The organism is Capnocytophaga cynodegmi (assembly GCF_002302475.1).
Classification (GTDB): domain Bacteria; phylum Bacteroidota; class Bacteroidia; order Flavobacteriales; family Flavobacteriaceae; genus Capnocytophaga; species Capnocytophaga cynodegmi.
This window is the reverse complement of sequence record NZ_CP022378.1, coordinates 1,174,085-1,192,193: the sequence shown is the minus strand read 5'-3', so window position 1 is coordinate 1,192,193 and position 18,109 is coordinate 1,174,085. Positions and strand designations below refer to the sequence as shown.

Annotated in this window: 14 protein-coding genes and 1 tRNA gene; 12 read left to right on the top strand and 3 right to left on the bottom strand. The window is 35.1% G+C overall.

The annotated features are described in order from the left end of the window. Nucleotides 1-78 precede the first annotated feature (78 nt). Genes CGC48_RS05330 through thiL form a run of 3 tightly spaced genes read right to left on the bottom strand, consistent with a single transcriptional unit; the run spans nucleotide 79 to nucleotide 2,632 of the window. Nucleotides 79-714 (bottom strand): ATP-binding cassette domain-containing protein, encoded by a 636-nt coding sequence (locus CGC48_RS05330; RefSeq protein ID WP_098028752.1) that lies wholly within the window; start codon nucleotides 712-714, stop codon nucleotides 79-81. Continuing rightward, the gene (locus CGC48_RS05325; RefSeq protein WP_098028751.1) at nucleotides 689-1,588 is read right to left on the bottom strand and encodes an ABC transporter permease; all 900 of its coding nucleotides are present in this window, start codon (nucleotides 1,586-1,588) and stop codon (nucleotides 689-691) included. The genes CGC48_RS05330 and CGC48_RS05325 overlap by 26 nt, the downstream gene beginning before the upstream one ends. Beyond that, a complete protein-coding gene (thiL, locus tag CGC48_RS05320) occupies nucleotides 1,589-2,632 on the bottom strand; it encodes a thiamine-phosphate kinase (RefSeq protein WP_098028750.1) in 1,044 nt (347 codons plus the stop codon). Nucleotides 2,633-2,994: 362 nt separating this feature from the next. On the opposite strand from thiL, the gene atpD reads away from it, so the two are divergent. The 12 genes from atpD to glgP all read left to right on the top strand — a co-directional run bounded on the left by atpD (nucleotide 2,995) and on the right by glgP (nucleotide 18,082). Then, nucleotides 2,995-4,503 carry a F0F1 ATP synthase subunit beta gene (gene atpD / locus CGC48_RS05315; RefSeq protein WP_018279881.1) on the top strand — a complete coding sequence of 503 codons (1,509 nt, stop codon included), beginning with the start codon at nucleotides 2,995-2,997 and terminating at the stop codon, nucleotides 4,501-4,503. A gap of 22 nt (nucleotides 4,504-4,525) precedes the next feature. Next, the gene (locus tag CGC48_RS05310; protein WP_098028749.1) at nucleotides 4,526-4,807 is read left to right on the top strand and encodes a F0F1 ATP synthase subunit epsilon; all 282 of its coding nucleotides are present in this window, start codon (nucleotides 4,526-4,528) and stop codon (nucleotides 4,805-4,807) included. A 141-nt stretch (nucleotides 4,808-4,948) separates the two neighbouring features. Further along, nucleotides 4,949-6,088 (top strand): recombinase RecA, encoded by a 1,140-nt coding sequence (recA, locus tag CGC48_RS05305; protein WP_098028748.1) that lies wholly within the window; start codon nucleotides 4,949-4,951, stop codon nucleotides 6,086-6,088. Nucleotides 6,089-6,207: 119 nt separating this feature from the next. After that, nucleotides 6,208-7,953, top strand: a complete 1,746-nt coding sequence (aspS, locus tag CGC48_RS05300) for an aspartate--tRNA ligase (RefSeq protein ID WP_098028747.1) — start codon at nucleotides 6,208-6,210, stop codon at nucleotides 7,951-7,953. Between the two features lie 675 nt (nucleotides 7,954-8,628). Then, on the top strand, nucleotides 8,629-9,390 hold the full coding sequence (locus CGC48_RS05295) for a DUF6261 family protein (protein ID WP_098028746.1): 762 nt from the start codon (nucleotides 8,629-8,631) through the stop codon (nucleotides 9,388-9,390). A 282-nt stretch (nucleotides 9,391-9,672) separates the two neighbouring features. Next, the gene (locus CGC48_RS05290; RefSeq protein WP_018279876.1) at nucleotides 9,673-10,218 is read left to right on the top strand and encodes an RNA polymerase sigma factor; all 546 of its coding nucleotides are present in this window, start codon (nucleotides 9,673-9,675) and stop codon (nucleotides 10,216-10,218) included. Next, nucleotides 10,208-10,984 (top strand): hypothetical protein, encoded by a 777-nt coding sequence (locus CGC48_RS05285; RefSeq protein ID WP_098028745.1) that lies wholly within the window; start codon nucleotides 10,208-10,210, stop codon nucleotides 10,982-10,984. Before CGC48_RS05290 ends, CGC48_RS05285 begins: the two co-directional genes overlap by 11 nt. A gap of 18 nt (nucleotides 10,985-11,002) precedes the next feature. Then, the gene (locus CGC48_RS05280; RefSeq protein ID WP_157909872.1) at nucleotides 11,003-12,229 is read left to right on the top strand and encodes a hypothetical protein; all 1,227 of its coding nucleotides are present in this window, start codon (nucleotides 11,003-11,005) and stop codon (nucleotides 12,227-12,229) included. Between the two features lie 150 nt (nucleotides 12,230-12,379). Further along, entirely contained in the window at nucleotides 12,380-12,832 is a 453-nt protein-coding gene (gene dtd / locus CGC48_RS05275) for a D-aminoacyl-tRNA deacylase (RefSeq protein WP_098028743.1), read from the top strand. Beyond that, the gene (locus CGC48_RS05270) at nucleotides 12,829-13,449 is read left to right on the top strand and encodes a TatD family hydrolase (RefSeq protein WP_098028742.1); all 621 of its coding nucleotides are present in this window, start codon (nucleotides 12,829-12,831) and stop codon (nucleotides 13,447-13,449) included. The genes dtd and CGC48_RS05270 overlap by 4 nt, the downstream gene beginning before the upstream one ends. Nucleotides 13,450-13,558: 109 nt before the next feature. Further along, a tRNA-Phe gene (locus CGC48_RS05265) sits at nucleotides 13,559-13,631 on the top strand. Nucleotides 13,632-13,831: 200 nt separating this feature from the next. Further along, the gene (gene glgP, locus CGC48_RS05260; RefSeq protein WP_098028741.1) at nucleotides 13,832-18,082 is read left to right on the top strand and encodes an alpha-glucan family phosphorylase; all 4,251 of its coding nucleotides are present in this window, start codon (nucleotides 13,832-13,834) and stop codon (nucleotides 18,080-18,082) included. Nucleotides 18,083-18,109 lie beyond the last annotated feature (27 nt).

Sequence of the window (18,109 nt, the reverse complement as noted above, 5' to 3'; positions counted from 1 at the left end):
AAAGTATAGAAATTTATCAAAAAACTACCAAGTGTTTATGAAATTGATTGTGAAGTTTTATTTGAGTATATAGCAAAATTAAAAGGTATCCTTCATAAGAAAAGAAGTTAATTCCTCCAACTGATGATTTTCAAAGGAAGTCAATGAATGATTTTGCAACAGATAGATTTTGTCACAACTCTTCAATGTTTCCAAAATATGAGAGGAGATGAAAACAATATGATTTTTAGCCAACGTTATCAAAAGTTTCTTGATGGAAAATACAGATTCCAAGTCCAATCCGTTGAAAGGTTCATCAAAAATGTACAAGTCATACTCTTTTTGAAAAACAGCGTTAAAGTATACTTTTTTTCGCATTCCTGTTGATAATTCTTTCACTAAAAGATTTTTGTCTGTATCAAAAATGAAATTTTGTCGTTGCTTGATTTTAATTAGTTTTTGGAAAAAATCATAAAATTCTCCCACAGTAAGATGCTCATAGAGAAACGGTTCTGTAGGAAGAAAAGCGATTTGCTGTGGTAATAGTATTTCGTTTTTATATGAAATTTCACCCTGAAAATCAGTTAAGTGGCTAATGCATTTGAAAAAAGTTGTCTTTCCAGAGCCGTTTTTTCCGACAAATCCGTAAAGCCCATTTTTGGAAATTTCTAGTTTGATGTCTTGTAAGATGACTTTTGAACTATATTTTTTATCGTTGATATTGATGGTTAGCATATTGCATTTTTTTTATAGATTGTACAGACTTATAATGGAGCAAAGGAATTCCATACGGTGTCCCTGCTACTACGGCAAAAAATACTAAACTTTGTATTATAGGACTTTCAAAAAAAGCATATTTGGTTAAAATTCCCACAAGAGGAAGTAAAAAGAATATTGGAAAAGACCAAACATATGAAAATGATTGAAATACGATTAAAAAAGTTATGAAAATGGGTAGAAAAAATATGAGAAAGTTTAAAAATCCAGTTTTTATAATTTTCCACAGATAATTTTTTCCTAAGTAATTTGAAATGACAATGTGAGCTTGTAATTCGCGTTCAAAATAAGGTATTGTACATATGAAACTCGCTAAAAGTAGTGAAAAAATGCCCAAATTTTCATTTTTATAGCTATATCCTATCCAAATCAATATGAAAGATAAAGGGAAAAATATTACAAGTTTGTATTTTCGAAAACTGATATGCCATTGAGGATCAAAAATCACAAAAGGATATCTTGCTTTTTGCGTTTTTTGTGGTAAGAATGTAATAATAACGATACAAAACAGATATATAATAAGATTTCTGAAATCTGTTTTTAATAAAAAGACAAATAAAATCAGGAAATTTTCGATGCAATATTCGGTAAATAGTATTTTCCTGTGATTTGTATAATTCTTCAGAAGTTGAATATCTTTTCTTTGCAAATGATGAGATACAGTTCCTAAAAGAAAAATAAATAGCAAAAAGTAATAATCTGCATAATTCTGAAAGATAGCGAATAGAGAAAATAAAACACCACCCAGAAGGAGACTTACAGCGAGTAAATCTCCTTTAACAAAAAACTTCCGATAGTAAATGTATGTTAGATAAAGGGCAGTTTGTATCATTTATTTCAATGCGTTCCAGCCTTTTGCGATGATTTCAACCGCTTCTCCTGAACGAGTTACCAAATATCTTCCTTGTTCTTTGTTTGTAATATATCCGATAACTGAAAGATTAGGATTACCTTTAATTTTGTCATAATCTTTTTGTGAGATGGTAAACAAAAGCTCGTAATCTTCACCACCACTCAGGGCGATGGTTGTACTATCCAGATTAAATTCTTCGCAGGTGCTAATTACTTGTGGATCAAGTGGAATTTTATCTTCAAACAGACGGCAACCCACTCCAGATTGTTCGCAAATATGCAAAATTTCAGACGATAAACCATCACTGATATCCATCATTGATGTAGGTAGAACACCTAATTCTCTGAGCAAAGGAGGAATATCTTTCCTTGCCTCTGGTTTAAGCTGACGTTCAATAATATAGGAATACATATCCAAGTCAGGTTGAGAGTTTGGATTTACCTGAAAAACAGCCTTTTCTCTTTCTAAAACTTGCAGCCCAAGATAAGCACCTCCCAAATCGCCCGTAACTACAATGAGGTCGTTTTCTTTAGCTCCATCACGATATACAATTTCATCACTTTCTGCTTCGCCAATGGCTGTAACTGAGATGATAAGCCCTCGTGTAGATGAAGTTGTATCACCTCCTACCAAATCCACTTTGTAAATTTCACAAGCAAGGCGAATGCCTTCGTAGAGTTCTTCCAACGCCTCCAGTGGAAAACGATTGGATACAGCAATGGAAACCGTAATTTGTGTGGCTTTTGCATTCATCGCAAAAATGTCTGACAAATTTACCACCACAGATTTGTAACCCAAATGTTTCAGAGGAACATAACTCAAATCAAAATGAATTCCCTCGATTAGTAAATCGGTAGAAATAACAGCTTTTTTTGTTTTGAAATCAATTACAGCAGCATCATCTCCAACTCCTTTTAATGTAGATGAATTTTTAATTTCAAAGTTTTTTGTCAGGTGCGAAATTAGCCCAAACTCACCCAAGTCACTCAAATTTGTTCGCTGTTGGTTTTTGTCTTCTATCATAAGTTAAGTAAAATCAATATTTTGTAAAAATAATTTGAGGTCAAAGATAACATAGTAAATCAATTATATCAAAAATATGATTGCAAAATTCATAAAATAGAAATCTTTGTAATTTTATTTATATTGATAATGAGTTTGTTATTGTGTTTATTTTGAAACCATTTTGTTAGAAGTGAAAAATTTTATTAAGTTTTTATATGAATTTTACCACTCTAAAAATTGATTTTAAAATAAAATTAACTTTTTTCTTTTTTATTCTCGATAAAAAATATATCTTTGCCGACAATGGTAATTGTATGCAATTCAGTACAATTTGCATTGATAAAGTCAAATTTTTAAAATCATAGATAACATAATAAGTAATGTCTCAAAAAGGTAAAGTATCACAAGTAATCGGGCCGGTAGTAGATGTTGTATTTGCTTCCGAGAGCGAACTTCCTCGAATTTACGATTCATTGGAAATTATTAAAGCAGATGGTTCAAAACTGGTATTGGAGGTGCAATCGCACATTGGTGAAGATGTCGTTAGAGCCATTTCGATGGACTCAACCGAAGGTTTGAGCCGTGACACTGAAGTTATTGCAACAGGAAATCCTATTCAAATGCCTGTTGGTAAAGATATTTACGGACGCCTATTCAACGTAATCGGTGATGGAATTGATGGGTTAGGAAATCTTCCAAAAGATGGAGCTAACGGACTACCTATCCACCGCGAGGCTCCAAAATTTGAAGAACTTTCTACTTCAACCGAAGTACTTTTCACCGGAATTAAAGTTATCGACCTTATCGAGCCATATGCCAAAGGAGGAAAAATCGGTTTGTTTGGTGGTGCTGGTGTAGGTAAAACCGTTTTGATTCAGGAACTTATCAATAATATTGCGAAAGGACACGGAGGTCTTTCCGTATTTGCAGGTGTAGGAGAACGTACTCGTGAGGGGAACGACCTTTTGAGAGAGATGTTAGAGTCTGGCATCATCAAATATGGTGAGGAGTTTATGCATTCTATGGAAAAAGGTGGTTGGGACTTGAGCAAAGTGGACAAACAAGCGATGAAAGAATCAAAAGCTACGTTTGTTTTCGGTCAGATGAACGAACCACCAGGAGCTCGTGCTCGTGTGGCACTTTCAGGGCTTACCATTGCTGAATATTTCCGTGACGGAGCTGGTGATGGGCAAGGAAAGGACGTACTTTTCTTCGTGGATAATATCTTCCGATTTACTCAGGCGGGTTCTGAGGTATCAGCATTGTTAGGTCGTATGCCATCAGCGGTGGGTTATCAACCTACGTTGGCTACTGAAATGGGTGCGATGCAAGAGCGTATTACATCAACAAAGACGGGTTCAATTACTTCTGTACAAGCAGTTTATGTTCCTGCGGATGACTTGACTGACCCTGCTCCTGCAACTACGTTTGCTCACCTTGATGCCACAACGGTACTTTCTCGTAAAATTGCCGAGTTAGGTATTTATCCTGCTGTTGACCCGTTGGATTCTACTTCACGAATTTTAACGCCAGAAATTTTAGGAAAAGAGCATTACGAATGTGCTCAACGTGTAAAAAAATTGCTACAACATTACAAAGAATTGCAAGATATCATCGCGATTTTGGGTATGGAAGAGCTTTCGGAAGAAGACAAATTGGCTGTTGCCAGAGCCCGACGTGTACAACGTTTCTTGTCGCAACCGTTCCACGTGGCAGAGCAATTTACAGGTATTCCAGGAGTTTTGGTAGATATTAAAGACACTATCAAAGGCTTTAATATGATTATTGATGGGGAGTTAGACCATTTGCCAGAGGCAGCTTTCAACCTAAAAGGAAGTATTGAAGACGCTATCGCTGCTGGTGAGAAAATGTTAGCAGAAGCTCAATAATTATTCAAAAAAAGAATAACTTATGAAAGTGGAAATTGTTACCCCTGAGATGATTCTGTACAAAGGAGAAGTGGAAGCTATATCTGTTCCAGGTATTAATGGAGAGTTTCAAATGTTGGAAAATCACGCAGCAATCATTTCAGTTTTAACTAAAGGATACATAAAATTGTACGGGGATATTCATCCAAGGGAAGATGTATCTTCTCGTTTTGAAAAAGGGGATAAGAAAAAAGAGTTTTTACTGGCTATCAATGGTGGTACTCTGGAGTTTAATAATAACAGAGCAACGATATTAGCAGATTAAGAGATTAAATTTTATAATTTGAAAACAGCTGTGAATTTGCAGCTGTTTTTGTTTGTAGGATTTTGCTCAACGATTTGTATTCTCTAAAAATAAATGCTAACTTAGCAACCCAATAAATCAGATTTAGAAAATATTAGAAAAATGGCAAAAAAAGATACTAAAGAAGTAAGCCCACAAGAAGCAAAACTTAACGCTTTAAAGCTAACTTTAGAAAAGCTCGATAAAACTTTTGGAAAAGGGACTGTAATGCAGTTAGGTGATGCTACTATCGAAGAAATTGAAACTTTTTCAACGGGTTCAGTGAGTTTGGATATGGCTCTGGGAGTTGGGGGATACCCAAAGGGACGTGTGATTGAAATTTTTGGACCTGAATCTTCAGGGAAAACCACGCTGACGTTACACGCAATCGCCGAGGTTCAAAAAGCAGGAGGAACTGCGGCTTTTATTGATGCTGAACACGCTTTTGACAGAATTTATGCTCACAAATTAGGTGTTGATATTAACAATTTGTTGGTTTCACAACCCGACCACGGAGAACAAGCTCTTGAAATTGCAGATGCCCTAATCCGTTCAAATGCAGTAGATTTGATTGTTATTGATTCTGTTGCAGCCCTTACCCCCAAAAGTGAAATAGAGGGAGATATGGGGGATTCAAAAATGGGGGTACACGCTCGATTGATGTCACAGGCACTCCGAAAAATAACAGGAAGCATCAATAAAGCCAATTGTATTGTAATTTTCATTAACCAATTGCGTGATAAAATTGGTGTTAGCTTCGGAAATCCTGAAACTACTACGGGAGGAAACGCTTTAAAATTCTATGCTTCTGTGCGTTTGGATATTCGCAAAGCAGGTGGTGGAACTATCAAAGATTCCAACGGAGAGATTATCGGAAACCGAACCAAAGTAAAAGTTGTAAAAAACAAAGTGGCTCCTCCATTCAAGTCAGCTGAGTTTGATATTATGTTTGGCGAAGGAATTTCGAAAATTGGTGAGATTATTGATATTGGAGTAGATGCAAACATTATCACAAAAAGCGGTTCTTGGTTCAGTTATGAAGGAACCAAATTAGGACAGGGGCGTGATACTGTTAAAGCTCTTTTGAAAGATAATCCTGAATTGGCAGAAGAACTTGAAGCCAAAATCAGAGAGTTTTTGAAAAACAATGACCCTTCGGATAAACCTAAAAAAGGAAAAAAATCTATCTCTAAAGTAACTGAAGAACAAGAGGTCGATGATGATGACCAATTCGAAGACGACGATTATAATGATGAAGAATAATTTTTTAATAAAAGCCACTTAAAAAAGTGGCTTTTATTTTGTTTGCTGAAAAAAACATTTTCAAGCCATCAATTCTTAAAAAAATGCTACTTTTGCAGTCGTAAAACAGATTTCTAAAAATGTACAGAACACATACTTGTGGCGAACTTCGCCTTTCCGATGTAAATGAAGAAATTACCCTCAGTGGTTGGGTACAAAAAATCCGCAATAAAGGTTTTATGGTTTGGGTGGATATCCGCGACCGATATGGCATCACTCAACTTATTTTTGACGAAGAACGCACCAGCAAAAACGTCTTGGAATTGGCTACAACACTTTCTCGCGAAGACGTAATTCAGGTAACGGGAAAAGTCATTGAACGTGAGGCAAAAAACAATCATATTCCCACCGGAGAAATCGAAATTTTGGTTTCGGAATTGCTTGTATTGAACAAATCGGAACTTCCTCCTTTTACTATTGAAGATAATACCGATGGAGGGGAGGATATTCGTATGAAATACAGATATTTGGATATTCGTCGTACGCCAGTTCGCAACAATTTGATTTTCCGTCACGAGATAGCGATGCAGGTGAGGAATTATCTTTCTAAAGAAGGATTTATTGAGGTGGAAACACCCGTGCTGATAAAGTCAACCCCTGAGGGAGCGAGGGATTTTGTGGTGCCAAGTCGTATGAACGAGGGAGAATTTTACGCCCTTCCGCAGTCGCCACAAACGTTCAAGCAACTTTTGATGGTCGGTGGGTTAGACAAATATTTTCAGATAGTAAAATGCTTCCGCGATGAGGATTTACGTGCTGACAGACAGCCAGAATTTACCCAAATCGACTGCGAAATGTCGTTCGTGGAGCAAGAAGATATCATCAACACCTTTGAGGGACTTACCAAACATCTGTTGAAGGAAGTAAAAGGCATTTCTATTGAGAAATTCCCACGAATGACCTATGCCGAAGCGATGAAAACCTACGGAAACGACAAACCCGATATCCGTTTTGGAATGAAGTTCGGTGAGCTTAACGATATCGCACAACACAAAGATTTCAAAGTATTTAACGAAGCGGAATTGGTGGTAGGGATTGCCGTTCCGGGGGCTAACAGCTACACACGTAAGGAAATCGATGCTTTAATCGAATGGGTAAAACGCCCACAGGTAGGAGCTTCAGGTATGGTGTATGTTAAATGCAATGATGATGGTAGCTTCAAATCGTCAGTTGATAAATTTTACAGCGAAGAAGACCTCCAAAAATGGGCGGAACGCACTGAGGCAAAGGCAGGAGACCTTATCTGTATTCTCTCAGGAAAAGCCGACAAGGTGCGTGGGCAACTTTCAGCCTTGCGTATGGAACTTGCCGAGCGTTTGGGCTTACGCAAAGCGGACGAATTTGCTCCGCTATGGGTAGTAGATTTCCCATTGTTGGAATTCAACGAAGAAGAGAACCGATTTTTTGCAATGCATCACCCGTTCACATCTCCAAAACCGGAAGATATTCCCTTGCTTAATACCAATCCGGCTGCGGTACGTGCCAATGCCTACGATTTGGTGCTGAACGGAAACGAAATAGGAGGTGGTTCTATCCGAATTTTCAATAAAGAATTACAGGCGAAGATGTTTGAGTTGTTAGGCTTTACACCTGAACAAGCAGAGGCTCAATTTGGCTTCTTGATGAACGCCTTTAAATATGGAGCACCGCCACACGGAGGCTTGGCTTTTGGGTTTGATAGATTGGTTGCCATTTTGGGCGGACAAGAAACTATCCGCGATTTTATAGCCTTCCCGAAAAATAACTCGGGACGCGATGTAATGATTGACGCACCCTCACCGATTGACTCCACACAGCTTGACGAATTGCATATCAGGTTGAAATAGAAAAACGAAAGGTTGTGGCTATTTGATAGCCATTGCTTTCATAGCGTAATGCTATACCCATAAATAGTTTTATTGCTGCTGTAGGGATACGGTAGCAATTTTTATTTTTATTACAATAGATATTACTATTATTTTAACTTCTTCTGAAATTATTTTAAGTTGTCGTAGTGGTATTTTAGTTATGCTGAAAAAGTATTAAATGCATCGGAGTAGTATTTTTGAGACTTCGAAAATTATTTCAAGCTGTCGTAGTTGTATTTTATTTGTAATGAAAACATATAAAGTATATCGGAGTAGTATTTTTGAGACTTTGAAAATTATTTTAAGCTGTCGTAGTTATATTTTAGCTATGCTGAAAAACTATTAAATATGTCGTAGTTGTATTTCTATCATAAATAAAATTAGTTAGAAGTGTCGTAGATATATTTCTTTATTTATTGAAATAAATTGGGTATATCGTATGTGTATTTCTTCAATAATCATTTTAAAATGATATAAAAAGAGAATTCGTAAATAATTCTCTGAAATTAGAAAATAAAAGCTTAAATATTTTATAAATATTTTTAATTTATGAATATATTTTTGTACGTTTGTAGGGTAGATATGCTATTTTGAGAGTTCAAAATATAGGACTACGATAGATATTTTATAATTCTAACATTAAAAATTGATATTATGGAGAAGTTAAACTTACAAAAATTGGAGTCATCGCGTTTGCAAAATGCAGAGTTTGGACAATTATTAACTCGATTGTTTGAAGACATTACTAAATCAGGAATTGATTTATCAGAAGATGAATCATTAAAAAAAGCTCTTAAGAATTTGGAAGAGCATTTGAGTGTTTATGATAAGGCACTGGAACAAACATATTATAATGAAGAGTCCAAAAATTTAGTAAAATTAGATAAGGTACGTGATGATGATATGAAAGCATTACGGGCAAGTATTAAGCCTTATCGAAATGCAAAGACTGAAGTTCAGAAAAATGCTTATCACAATCTATCAATGCTTTTTGCTAGTTACAAAGATGTTGAGGAACAGGCATACGAGATACAAACAAAGCGTATGAGTACGCTGTTATCACTATTGAAGTCAGAAAAATATACAAATGATGTTTCAGCATTGAAGATTTTACCCTTTGTTGAGGAGTTAGAAAAATCAAGCTCTGAATTTGAAATAGTTTTTTCGGAACGTTCACACAAGAATATTGGAAAAACGAGTTACAATATCAGGTCATTAAGAAAAGAGATGGGAGATAGTTATCGCAAAATTTGTAACTATATTTTTTCATCGACGGAGATAAAACAATCTGATTTCTATATAAAATTATTAGATGTAATTAATAACAGCAGAAAGTACTTTTCTGATACATTTGCTCGAAGAATTACATCTCGTCGGGGTAATGAAAGTAGCAGTATGGGAAAAATAGAGTCATAAAAGGTAAATTATATTCAAAATATCTTGTATTATGATATTTTGATTTTAAATTTGTTTGAAATCGTTATTGAATTTTAAATTTTTCATATAAAAGGAAAAGGTTATCCCTGTTGTAGGGGTAGCCTTTTTTGATATTTAAAGATTTATTTCCAACCTTTGCCTTCTTTTTTTCGTTGTATTAGTACAAATAGCCTTTCGAGGAGGTAAAATAACTTAACAAAGGAATGAAATAAGAAAAAAGATTAATAGAATTACTTAACAAGAATGTCGAAGAGTATAAAAATGAAATCGGATACAAAGTATCTTATTGAAAGAGCAAAACAAAATGAACGTTTGGCACAGAAGGAGCTTTATGAGGCGTACGCTTCCTCCTTGTTGAGTGTGTGCCGTTTGTACATTAATGATTTGCACTTTGCTGAGGACATTCTGTTAAAAGCTTTCTTCAAAATTTTTACCCATTTGAAAGACTATCAGGAACAAGAACACCTGTATGCTTGGATGAGACGCATTGTAGTGAATGAAGCTATTGATTTTTTAAGAAGCAAAAGCCAAAAGGTAATGTATTTGGATTGGGAAAATTCCTACGATGATGTAGAGGAAATATCGTGTGAGCAATTGTTTGAGCAAGAATATTTACAAGCATTCATAGATGAGCTTCCGTCAGGTTGCAAAATGGTCTTCAATTTATATGTATTTGAAGAGTACAGCCATAAAGAAATAGCAGAAGAATTGGGTATTTCGGAAGGTACCTCCAAATCGCAACTGGCATATAGCAAGAAATTATTGAGAGAGAAACTAACTAATAAAAAATATCATTATGCAAAATAATTGGAAAAATCGTGTGAAAAATACCTTTGAGGATAGAAAGATTATACCCACACAAGAGCTTTGGCATCAGTTGGAGAATCAGTTAGATAACCATTATGCTAAGAAGAAAAAGCAAAAATTTATGTATTACATTGCTGCATCGTTTATGATATCCTTACTATCGATGGCGATATTCTGCAATAGAGTTTTTTTTGATGAAGACAATCAGGCAGAGGAATATGCAATCGCTACTAAAAATTCAGAATCACTAAAAAATAACGCTACTAAAGATTTTCAATTACACAAAACACAAAAAGATAGCTTCAAAACAGAATACACAAATTCAATAACTTCCGAAAAGCATTATCAAATCAATAATGTAGACTTCGTTACCAGAAAAGAACCCTTCAAGGATGATAAATCGAAAAAAATATTAAAAGATGAAATTTCTTCTTCTTTGAAAGCATATGTAGATGAGGTTTTAGAAGATTTTTCTGCAGACAAAATATTTTTAGCACTTCAAGAAGAGTCTATTTTTGAACAGCGTGTTGATAGCATCTTTCAGGCAATGTATTTCACGAATATTACTCCTGATGAATTGCTACTCGTTGCCTCATCTGAAGCGAAGTTGAACAAGTACATAGAGGAAAACTTAGATGCTGAAAAGATACTTTCAGATATTGAGAAGTCATATTTTAGGTACAAAGTTCGTTTGTTTTTTGACAAAGTGAACGATGAGTACGACAAATTGAAAATCGCACTTCATTCTATGAAAAGAGATAACTAATTTTTAAATATATAACATATGAGAATTATAAACTTTATTTTATTTATCTTCCTGTTTCTTCCACAAATGATTGTAGGACAAGATGATTACAACAAAAGAATTCAAAAATCAAAAGAAAGGATAGATTCTATCATTAACAAAGAAAAAAAGTTACTGACAGAGAAAATCATCGTGATTGATAGAATGGCTAAGAAAAAAGAAATATCCGAATACACAGCCAACAAAATGAAAAAGAGCCTTTCTTCACAAGCAAAAGATAGCATTCAGAACAAAATCAAAAAAGAAAAGGACAAAATTATACTTCTATTAAAAGAGGATAGAGCAATGCAGCAAAAAATAATGGAGGAAAAACTCTCCAAGCAGGATTCTATTCAAAAATATAGAAATATTCATATTGAAAAAGAGATTGATAGAGCAATGCAAAAGCTGGACTCACTTTTCTCAACCGAACCTGATATGTTAGCAAATAATATATCTAATGAAGATGGCCAGAAGTATTCAGATACTATCAACACAGAAGTACAGGATATAAACATCCTGGGCTTGATTAGAATAACCAAAAGTAAAAAGAATAGAGAAAGGACAGAAATTAATATTTTTCCGACTCCCAGAAAGTCAAAACGTACCATATCAGGGTCTCACATAGCTTTAGGATTTCATACATTAAGTAGTGCAGGGAATTTTGGAAGTGATAAATTCAAAGTATGGGGGTCAAAATCATTGGAAATAGGAGCGGGGAGAAGTACGAGGCTATTCAAAAACAGTGAATTACTTCGTATCAACTATGGCTACTCTCTTATGATTAATAAATTAAAGATGAAAGGAAGTGAGTACTTCGTTAATGATAAGGGCGTAACTTCAATACAGCCATATCCCTATGAGGCTTATAAGTCGAAATTTCGAGCGACGTATTTGATAATTCCAATTAGTTTGGAAATGAACTTGGACGGGCATTATGACTATAGAGAAAGGGAATACAACAGAGGATTCCGTTTGGGTGTGGGGGCATATGTTGGCGGATTATTAACCAGCAAACAAAAAGTGAAGTATTATAATGAGAACAGAAACAGAAGCAAGGAAGTGAGCTACAACAAATTAAGTACAAATGATTGGGTGTATGGATTGTCAGCCCATATTGGTTACAGAAATGTTGTTTTCTACACAAAATATAGTCTCGTTCCACTTTTCAGAAATAGCCCAATTAAGGAATATCCGCTTTCTTTCGGTCTGCGTTGGGGATTGTAGAAGGATTGTGTTTTCAAGTTTTATAATTTACGTCGGAAGAGGAGTATTTACTCCTCTTCTTTTTATTTTCAGAAATTGTAGGGTTAACGAAAAAAGGTTTACTTTTGTAATTGAAAATAATTGAATAAATAAAATAGGTAGGAAGTACAGATGAGAATAGTAATACAACGTGTGTTGGAAGCCTCTGTGGTTATCGAAAATGAAGTAACTTCAAAAATTGACAAAGGATTATTAATTTTGGTTGGCATAGAGGAAGCCGATACCGATGAAGATGTGAAATGGCTTTCATCAAAGGTTGTGAATCTCCGCATTTTTGATGATGAAAATGGTGTGATGAATTTATCCGTCAAAGATATTGATGGAGAGATTATCGTAGTTTCACAATTTACCCTACACGCCTCTACCAAAAAAGGAAACAGACCGAGTTACATCAAAGCGGCTAAGCCTGATATTTCGATACCTTTGTATGAGAGGTTTGTAAGTCAACTTCAAAATGATTTAGGCAAAGAAATAGGAACGGGGGAGTTCGGAGCAGATATGAAAGTTAATTTGTGCAACGATGGTCCTGTTACCATTATCATAGATACCAAAAATAAAGAATGAAATTTTTAGACGTACATTCGCACAAGCAAAAATCGTCCTCTGATACCATTGTTATAAGAAATGAATATCCGTTTACGGCTGATACAACTGATTGGTTTTCTGTGGGTATTCATCCTTGGTATTTGGAAGATTGGAACGAGCAATGGAATACACTTGTGAATGTTGCTGAACATCCTAATTGTGTAGCTATCGGCGAATGTGGGCTGGATAAAAACATCTCCGAAAGTCTGGAATTACAAAAAATCATATTCGAAAAACATATAGAATTATCGGAAAGTCTGAAAAAGCCACTCATCATTCATTGTGTAAAATCATACAGTGAACTAATTAGTTGCAAAAAGAAGTTTCGACCTCGTCAGATGTGGATATTACACGGATTTAATAAGAATCAGTCCGTATGCGATATGCTTTTAAGAGAAGGAATATATCTTTCTTTCGGGAAAGAATTACTTACAAACGAAAAATTGCAGAATGTATTTAAAACAATTCCTCAAGGAAGCTATTTTTTTGAGACAGATAATTCAGACATTGATATCTCTGAAATATATCATAAAGCAAGAGAATTGAAAGGAGAAATAAAAATTTTTACAGAGAAATTATTTTATTCAATAGATTGAAAATCAATGATAAGTATTGTTTTTGTGTAAAAAGTTATATAAAATCGTGAAATTTGTTTGGTAAGTTGTAAAAAAGTTTCTATATTTGCACTCGCAAAGCAAAACAACTGGTACCTTAGCTCAGTTGGTAGAGCAAAGGACTGAAAATCCTTGTGTCCCTGGTTCGATTCCTGGAGGTACCACGAGATCTTCTTCATAGAGGAAATTTTTCATATTTTTAAGGATTAGGAATTGCAAAAACCACAGTGAAAACTGTGGTTTTTGTTTTTTATTTAGGTCGTAAATTTTTCTTATTATTCTTGCTAAGGAAAATATTAATTTGTACTTTTACCTCTTGAAAAAAAACAAAAAAATAGTTAATAATAGCAACAACATATTTTAAATTATGCCAACAAAGAAAGTAACATTAAACCCTGACTATGTATTTGAAACAAGTTGGGAAGTATGTAACAAAGTAGGAGGTATTCATACCGTTATTTCAACTAAGGCGTTGAGTATCACTAAGAAATTCAAAAATAAATATATCCTCATAGGTCCAGATGTATGGCAACATACTGAAAGTAAGGAGTTTGTGGAGAATAAGGATTTATTCAAATCTTGGAAAGCCAAAGCAGAAAGTGAAGGACTACGTGTTCGTGTGGGGAATTGGAATATACCAGGCAATCCGATAGTAATTTTGGTTGATTTTGCTCGTTATATAAGTAATAAAAATGAGATTTTGCGTTACTATTGGGATACATACAAGTTGGATTCACTCAATAGTTCGTGGGATTACATAGAATCAGTACTTTTTGGATATGCTTCAGCAAAAGTTATAGAAAGTTTCGTGAAATTCAATACAGCTTCACGTGAGAATGTACTTTGTCATTTCCACGAATGGATGACAGGAAGTGGTGTGCTTTACATTGAAGATAAAATGCCAAAGATAGGGTCTGTTTTCACTACACACGCAACAGTGGTAGGGCGTTCAATTGCAGGAAATGGCTATCCACTTTATGACAATATGAAGGGCTATAATCCTGAGGAAATGGCATACCGATTTGGTGTTCAGCATAAACATTTTTTGGAGAAAGCCGCAGCAAAAACGGCTGATACCTTTACCACTGTAAGTGAACTTACAGCCAATGAAGCATTACATTTCTTAGGGCGAAAAACAGATATTATCACACCAAATGGTTTTGAAGATTCTATCGTTCCAGCGGCGAAAACTTTTGATAAAAAACGCAAAGAAGCTAAGAAACAACTTCATAAGGTTGTACAAGCACTTGTGGGATATTCTGTTAGTGAAGATACAAAAATCGTGGCAATTAGCGGAAGATATGAATTCCGAAATAAGGGAATTGACGCTTTCATCGACTCATTAGGAGCTTTAAACAGAAGTGCTAAAAATAAAAAAGAATTACTTGCCTTTGTTCTTATCCCTACAGCTCACGAAGGTGTAAATCAAGGATTATTACATAATTTGGAGAATCCGCAACAGGCTAAAGAAAATGAACAAAAACATCTTACACATTATTTGTCAGATACATATAATGACCAGATTTTAAGAAGAATACACGAACAACAGCTTTTCAATCGTAAGGAAGACAAAGTAAAAGTGATTTTCTGTCCAAGCTATTTGAATGGAAATGATGGAGTGTTTAATCTATCATATTACGATTTGCTTATTGGAATAGACGGAACTGTATTCCCTTCATATTATGAGCCTTGGGGGTATACACCTTTGGAAAGTTTGGCTTTCAAGGTTCCTACTATAACTACGTCATTAGCAGGATTCGGAAAGTGGGTAGAACAATATTATCCTGAAAAACAGAATGCCATTGAGGTTATTTCACGTAATGATGGAAATTATGGAGATGTAGTAGCAGAAGTTACTAAAAATATAGTTTCGCTTTTGCAAATGAAAGATGAGGATTTTGAGACTTTACGTGAAACAGCGGGTAAAGTTTCAGAGATTGCTTTGTGGAAGAACTTAAGTCAGCATTATTTTAAAACGTATGAACTTACCTTAACGAGTATTGAAGACCGAGTAATCAATTTACCAAATATTGATACAGAGGGTTCATCAGCTTTAGAAAAAAGTAAAATGGTTAATACTCCTATATGGCGTAACATTATCATTCACAGGGCGATACCAAAAGCTTTACAGCCACTTGAAGAACTTGCCAAAAACTTATGGTGGTGTTGGAATAACGAGGCTTCAGAGTTGTTCTATAGTATCGACCCCGTAAAATGGATTGACTCTCGCAAAAACCCAATTGCTTTACTTGATACAATTTCTCTTTCTAGATACAAAGAATTAGAAAATGATGCTGTTTTTATGAAAAAATTATCAAAAGTATATGATGATTTTCAGCATTATATGGCAAAAAAGGTAGAAATGGATAGCCCTTCCGTAGCTTATTTTAGTATGGAATATGGATTACATTCTTCATTAAAAATTTACTCGGGAGGATTGGGAATTCTGGCGGGAGATTACTTGAAAGAGGCTAGTGATAAAGCTACAAAGATAACAGGGGTTGGTTTGTTGTACCGCTACGGATATTTCACACAGAAGTTATCTTCTGCAGGAAATCAAGAGGCTGATTATGAGGCACAAGACTTTTCTAAAATCCCTGTAACTCCTGTAACTGAACCCAATGGCAAATGGTTAATTGTATCGGTTGACTTACCGCAACGAACCATATACGCACGAGTTTGGCGTGTAGATGTAGGTAGAATAGAATTATACTTATTAGATACTGATTTTGAAGATAATAGAGATGATGACAGATCTGTAACACATCACTTGTATGGAGGTGATTGGGAAAATCGTTTGAAACAAGAAATGCTCTTAGGTTTAGGAGGTATCAAAATGTTGCGTAAATTGGGCATTGATACAGATGTTTATCACTGCAATGAGGGTCACGCGGCATTTATTGGTTTAGAGCGACTTAGCGAATATATCCAAAACGATAATTTATCATTCTCCGAAGCGATGGAGGTAGTTCGCGCATCGTCATTATTTACCACGCACACACCAGTTCCTGCAGGACACGATTTCTTTGAAGAAGGTATGTTACGTGCTTATATCGAGAATTATACGGAGAAATTACACGTGAATTGGGAGCAAATCTTAGCCTTAGGTAAGATAGATTTGTACAATCCGAAAGAAAAATTCTCGATGAGTAATTTGGCGGCAAATCTTTCTCAGGAAGTAAATGGAGTAAGTTGGCTGCACGGAGAAGTGAGCCGAGATATTTTCAAATATTTGTGGCCTGGATATATGCCTGAAGAATTACATATTAGTTATGTAACCAATGGAGTACATAAACCAACTTGGACAGCAGGATTATGGAAAGAAATTGAAAATGAAGTTTTTGGTGAAGATTTTAAAACACACACATATGACCCAAAAAGTTTTGAAGGAATTTATAAGGTTTCAGACAAACGTATCTGGGAAGTAAAAACTGAACTACGTGCCAAACTTTTAAGACGTGTGGAGCAGAAACTACGTTTAGAAAAGAATACACCCTATTTCTCTCCAAAACAATTAATTGAAATCAAAGAAAATTTACGTAAAGATATTCTGACAATTGGTTTTGCTCGTCGTTTTGCAACTTACAAACGTGCACATTTGTTGTTTACAAATATTGACCGATTAGATAAAATCGTGAATAATCCAGAGCGTCCTGTACAGTTTATTTTTGCAGGAAAAGCTCACCCAGCGGACAAAGCAGGACAAGATTTGATAAAACACATTGTCGAAATATCAAAATTACCACAATTCTTAGGAAAAATTCTTTTCATCCCGAATTATGATATGGAATTGGCTCGTCATATGGTTCAAGGGGTTGACGTATGGATGAATACACCTACACGTCCGCAAGAAGCCTCAGGAACCAGTGGTGAAAAGGCAGCAATGAATGGTGTAATGCATTTCAGTGTGCTTGACGGATGGTGGGTAGAAGGTTATCGTGAAGATGCTGGTTGGGCATTGCCAATGGAACGTGCCTACGAAAGCCAAGAGTATCAGAACGAGATGGATGCCGAAACGATTTACAATATCATTGAAGATGAGATAGCTCCAGCCTTCTATGAAAAAGACAGAGATGGAATTTCGCAAAGATGGTGTTCTTTCATCAAAAATACAATTGCTAAAGTGGCAGTAAACTTTACAACAACACGAATGCTAACGGATTACGAAAATCAATTCTATTATCCTATGAGTGAACGTGCAGCAAGTTTGAAAAAGAATAATTATGCTACTGCAATAGAAATTTCTGCTTGGAAACGTAAGGTAAGCCAAGAGTGGGATAATATCAAGGTTGTTGAGGTAATTACGCCAAATAAGAATAAACAACTTATCTCAATAGGTAAAAACTATAAAGGGCAAATCACTCTGGATATCGGAGATTTGAAAGTAAGTGATATTGGAGTAGAATTAGTTATTGCTAAAGAAGATAAAGACGGACGCATAAAGGTAGTGGATAAGAAAGAATTTACACCTGTTTCACAAGAAGGAAGTAAAGGAGTCTATGTACTTGAGGTAGTTACGGATTATCCTGGTTCGTTACAATTAGCAGTACGTATATTCCCTAAAAATGATTTATTGCCACATCGTCAGGATTTTGCTTTAGTAAAATGGTTGTAAGAAATGCAATTTATTTGACATACAAAA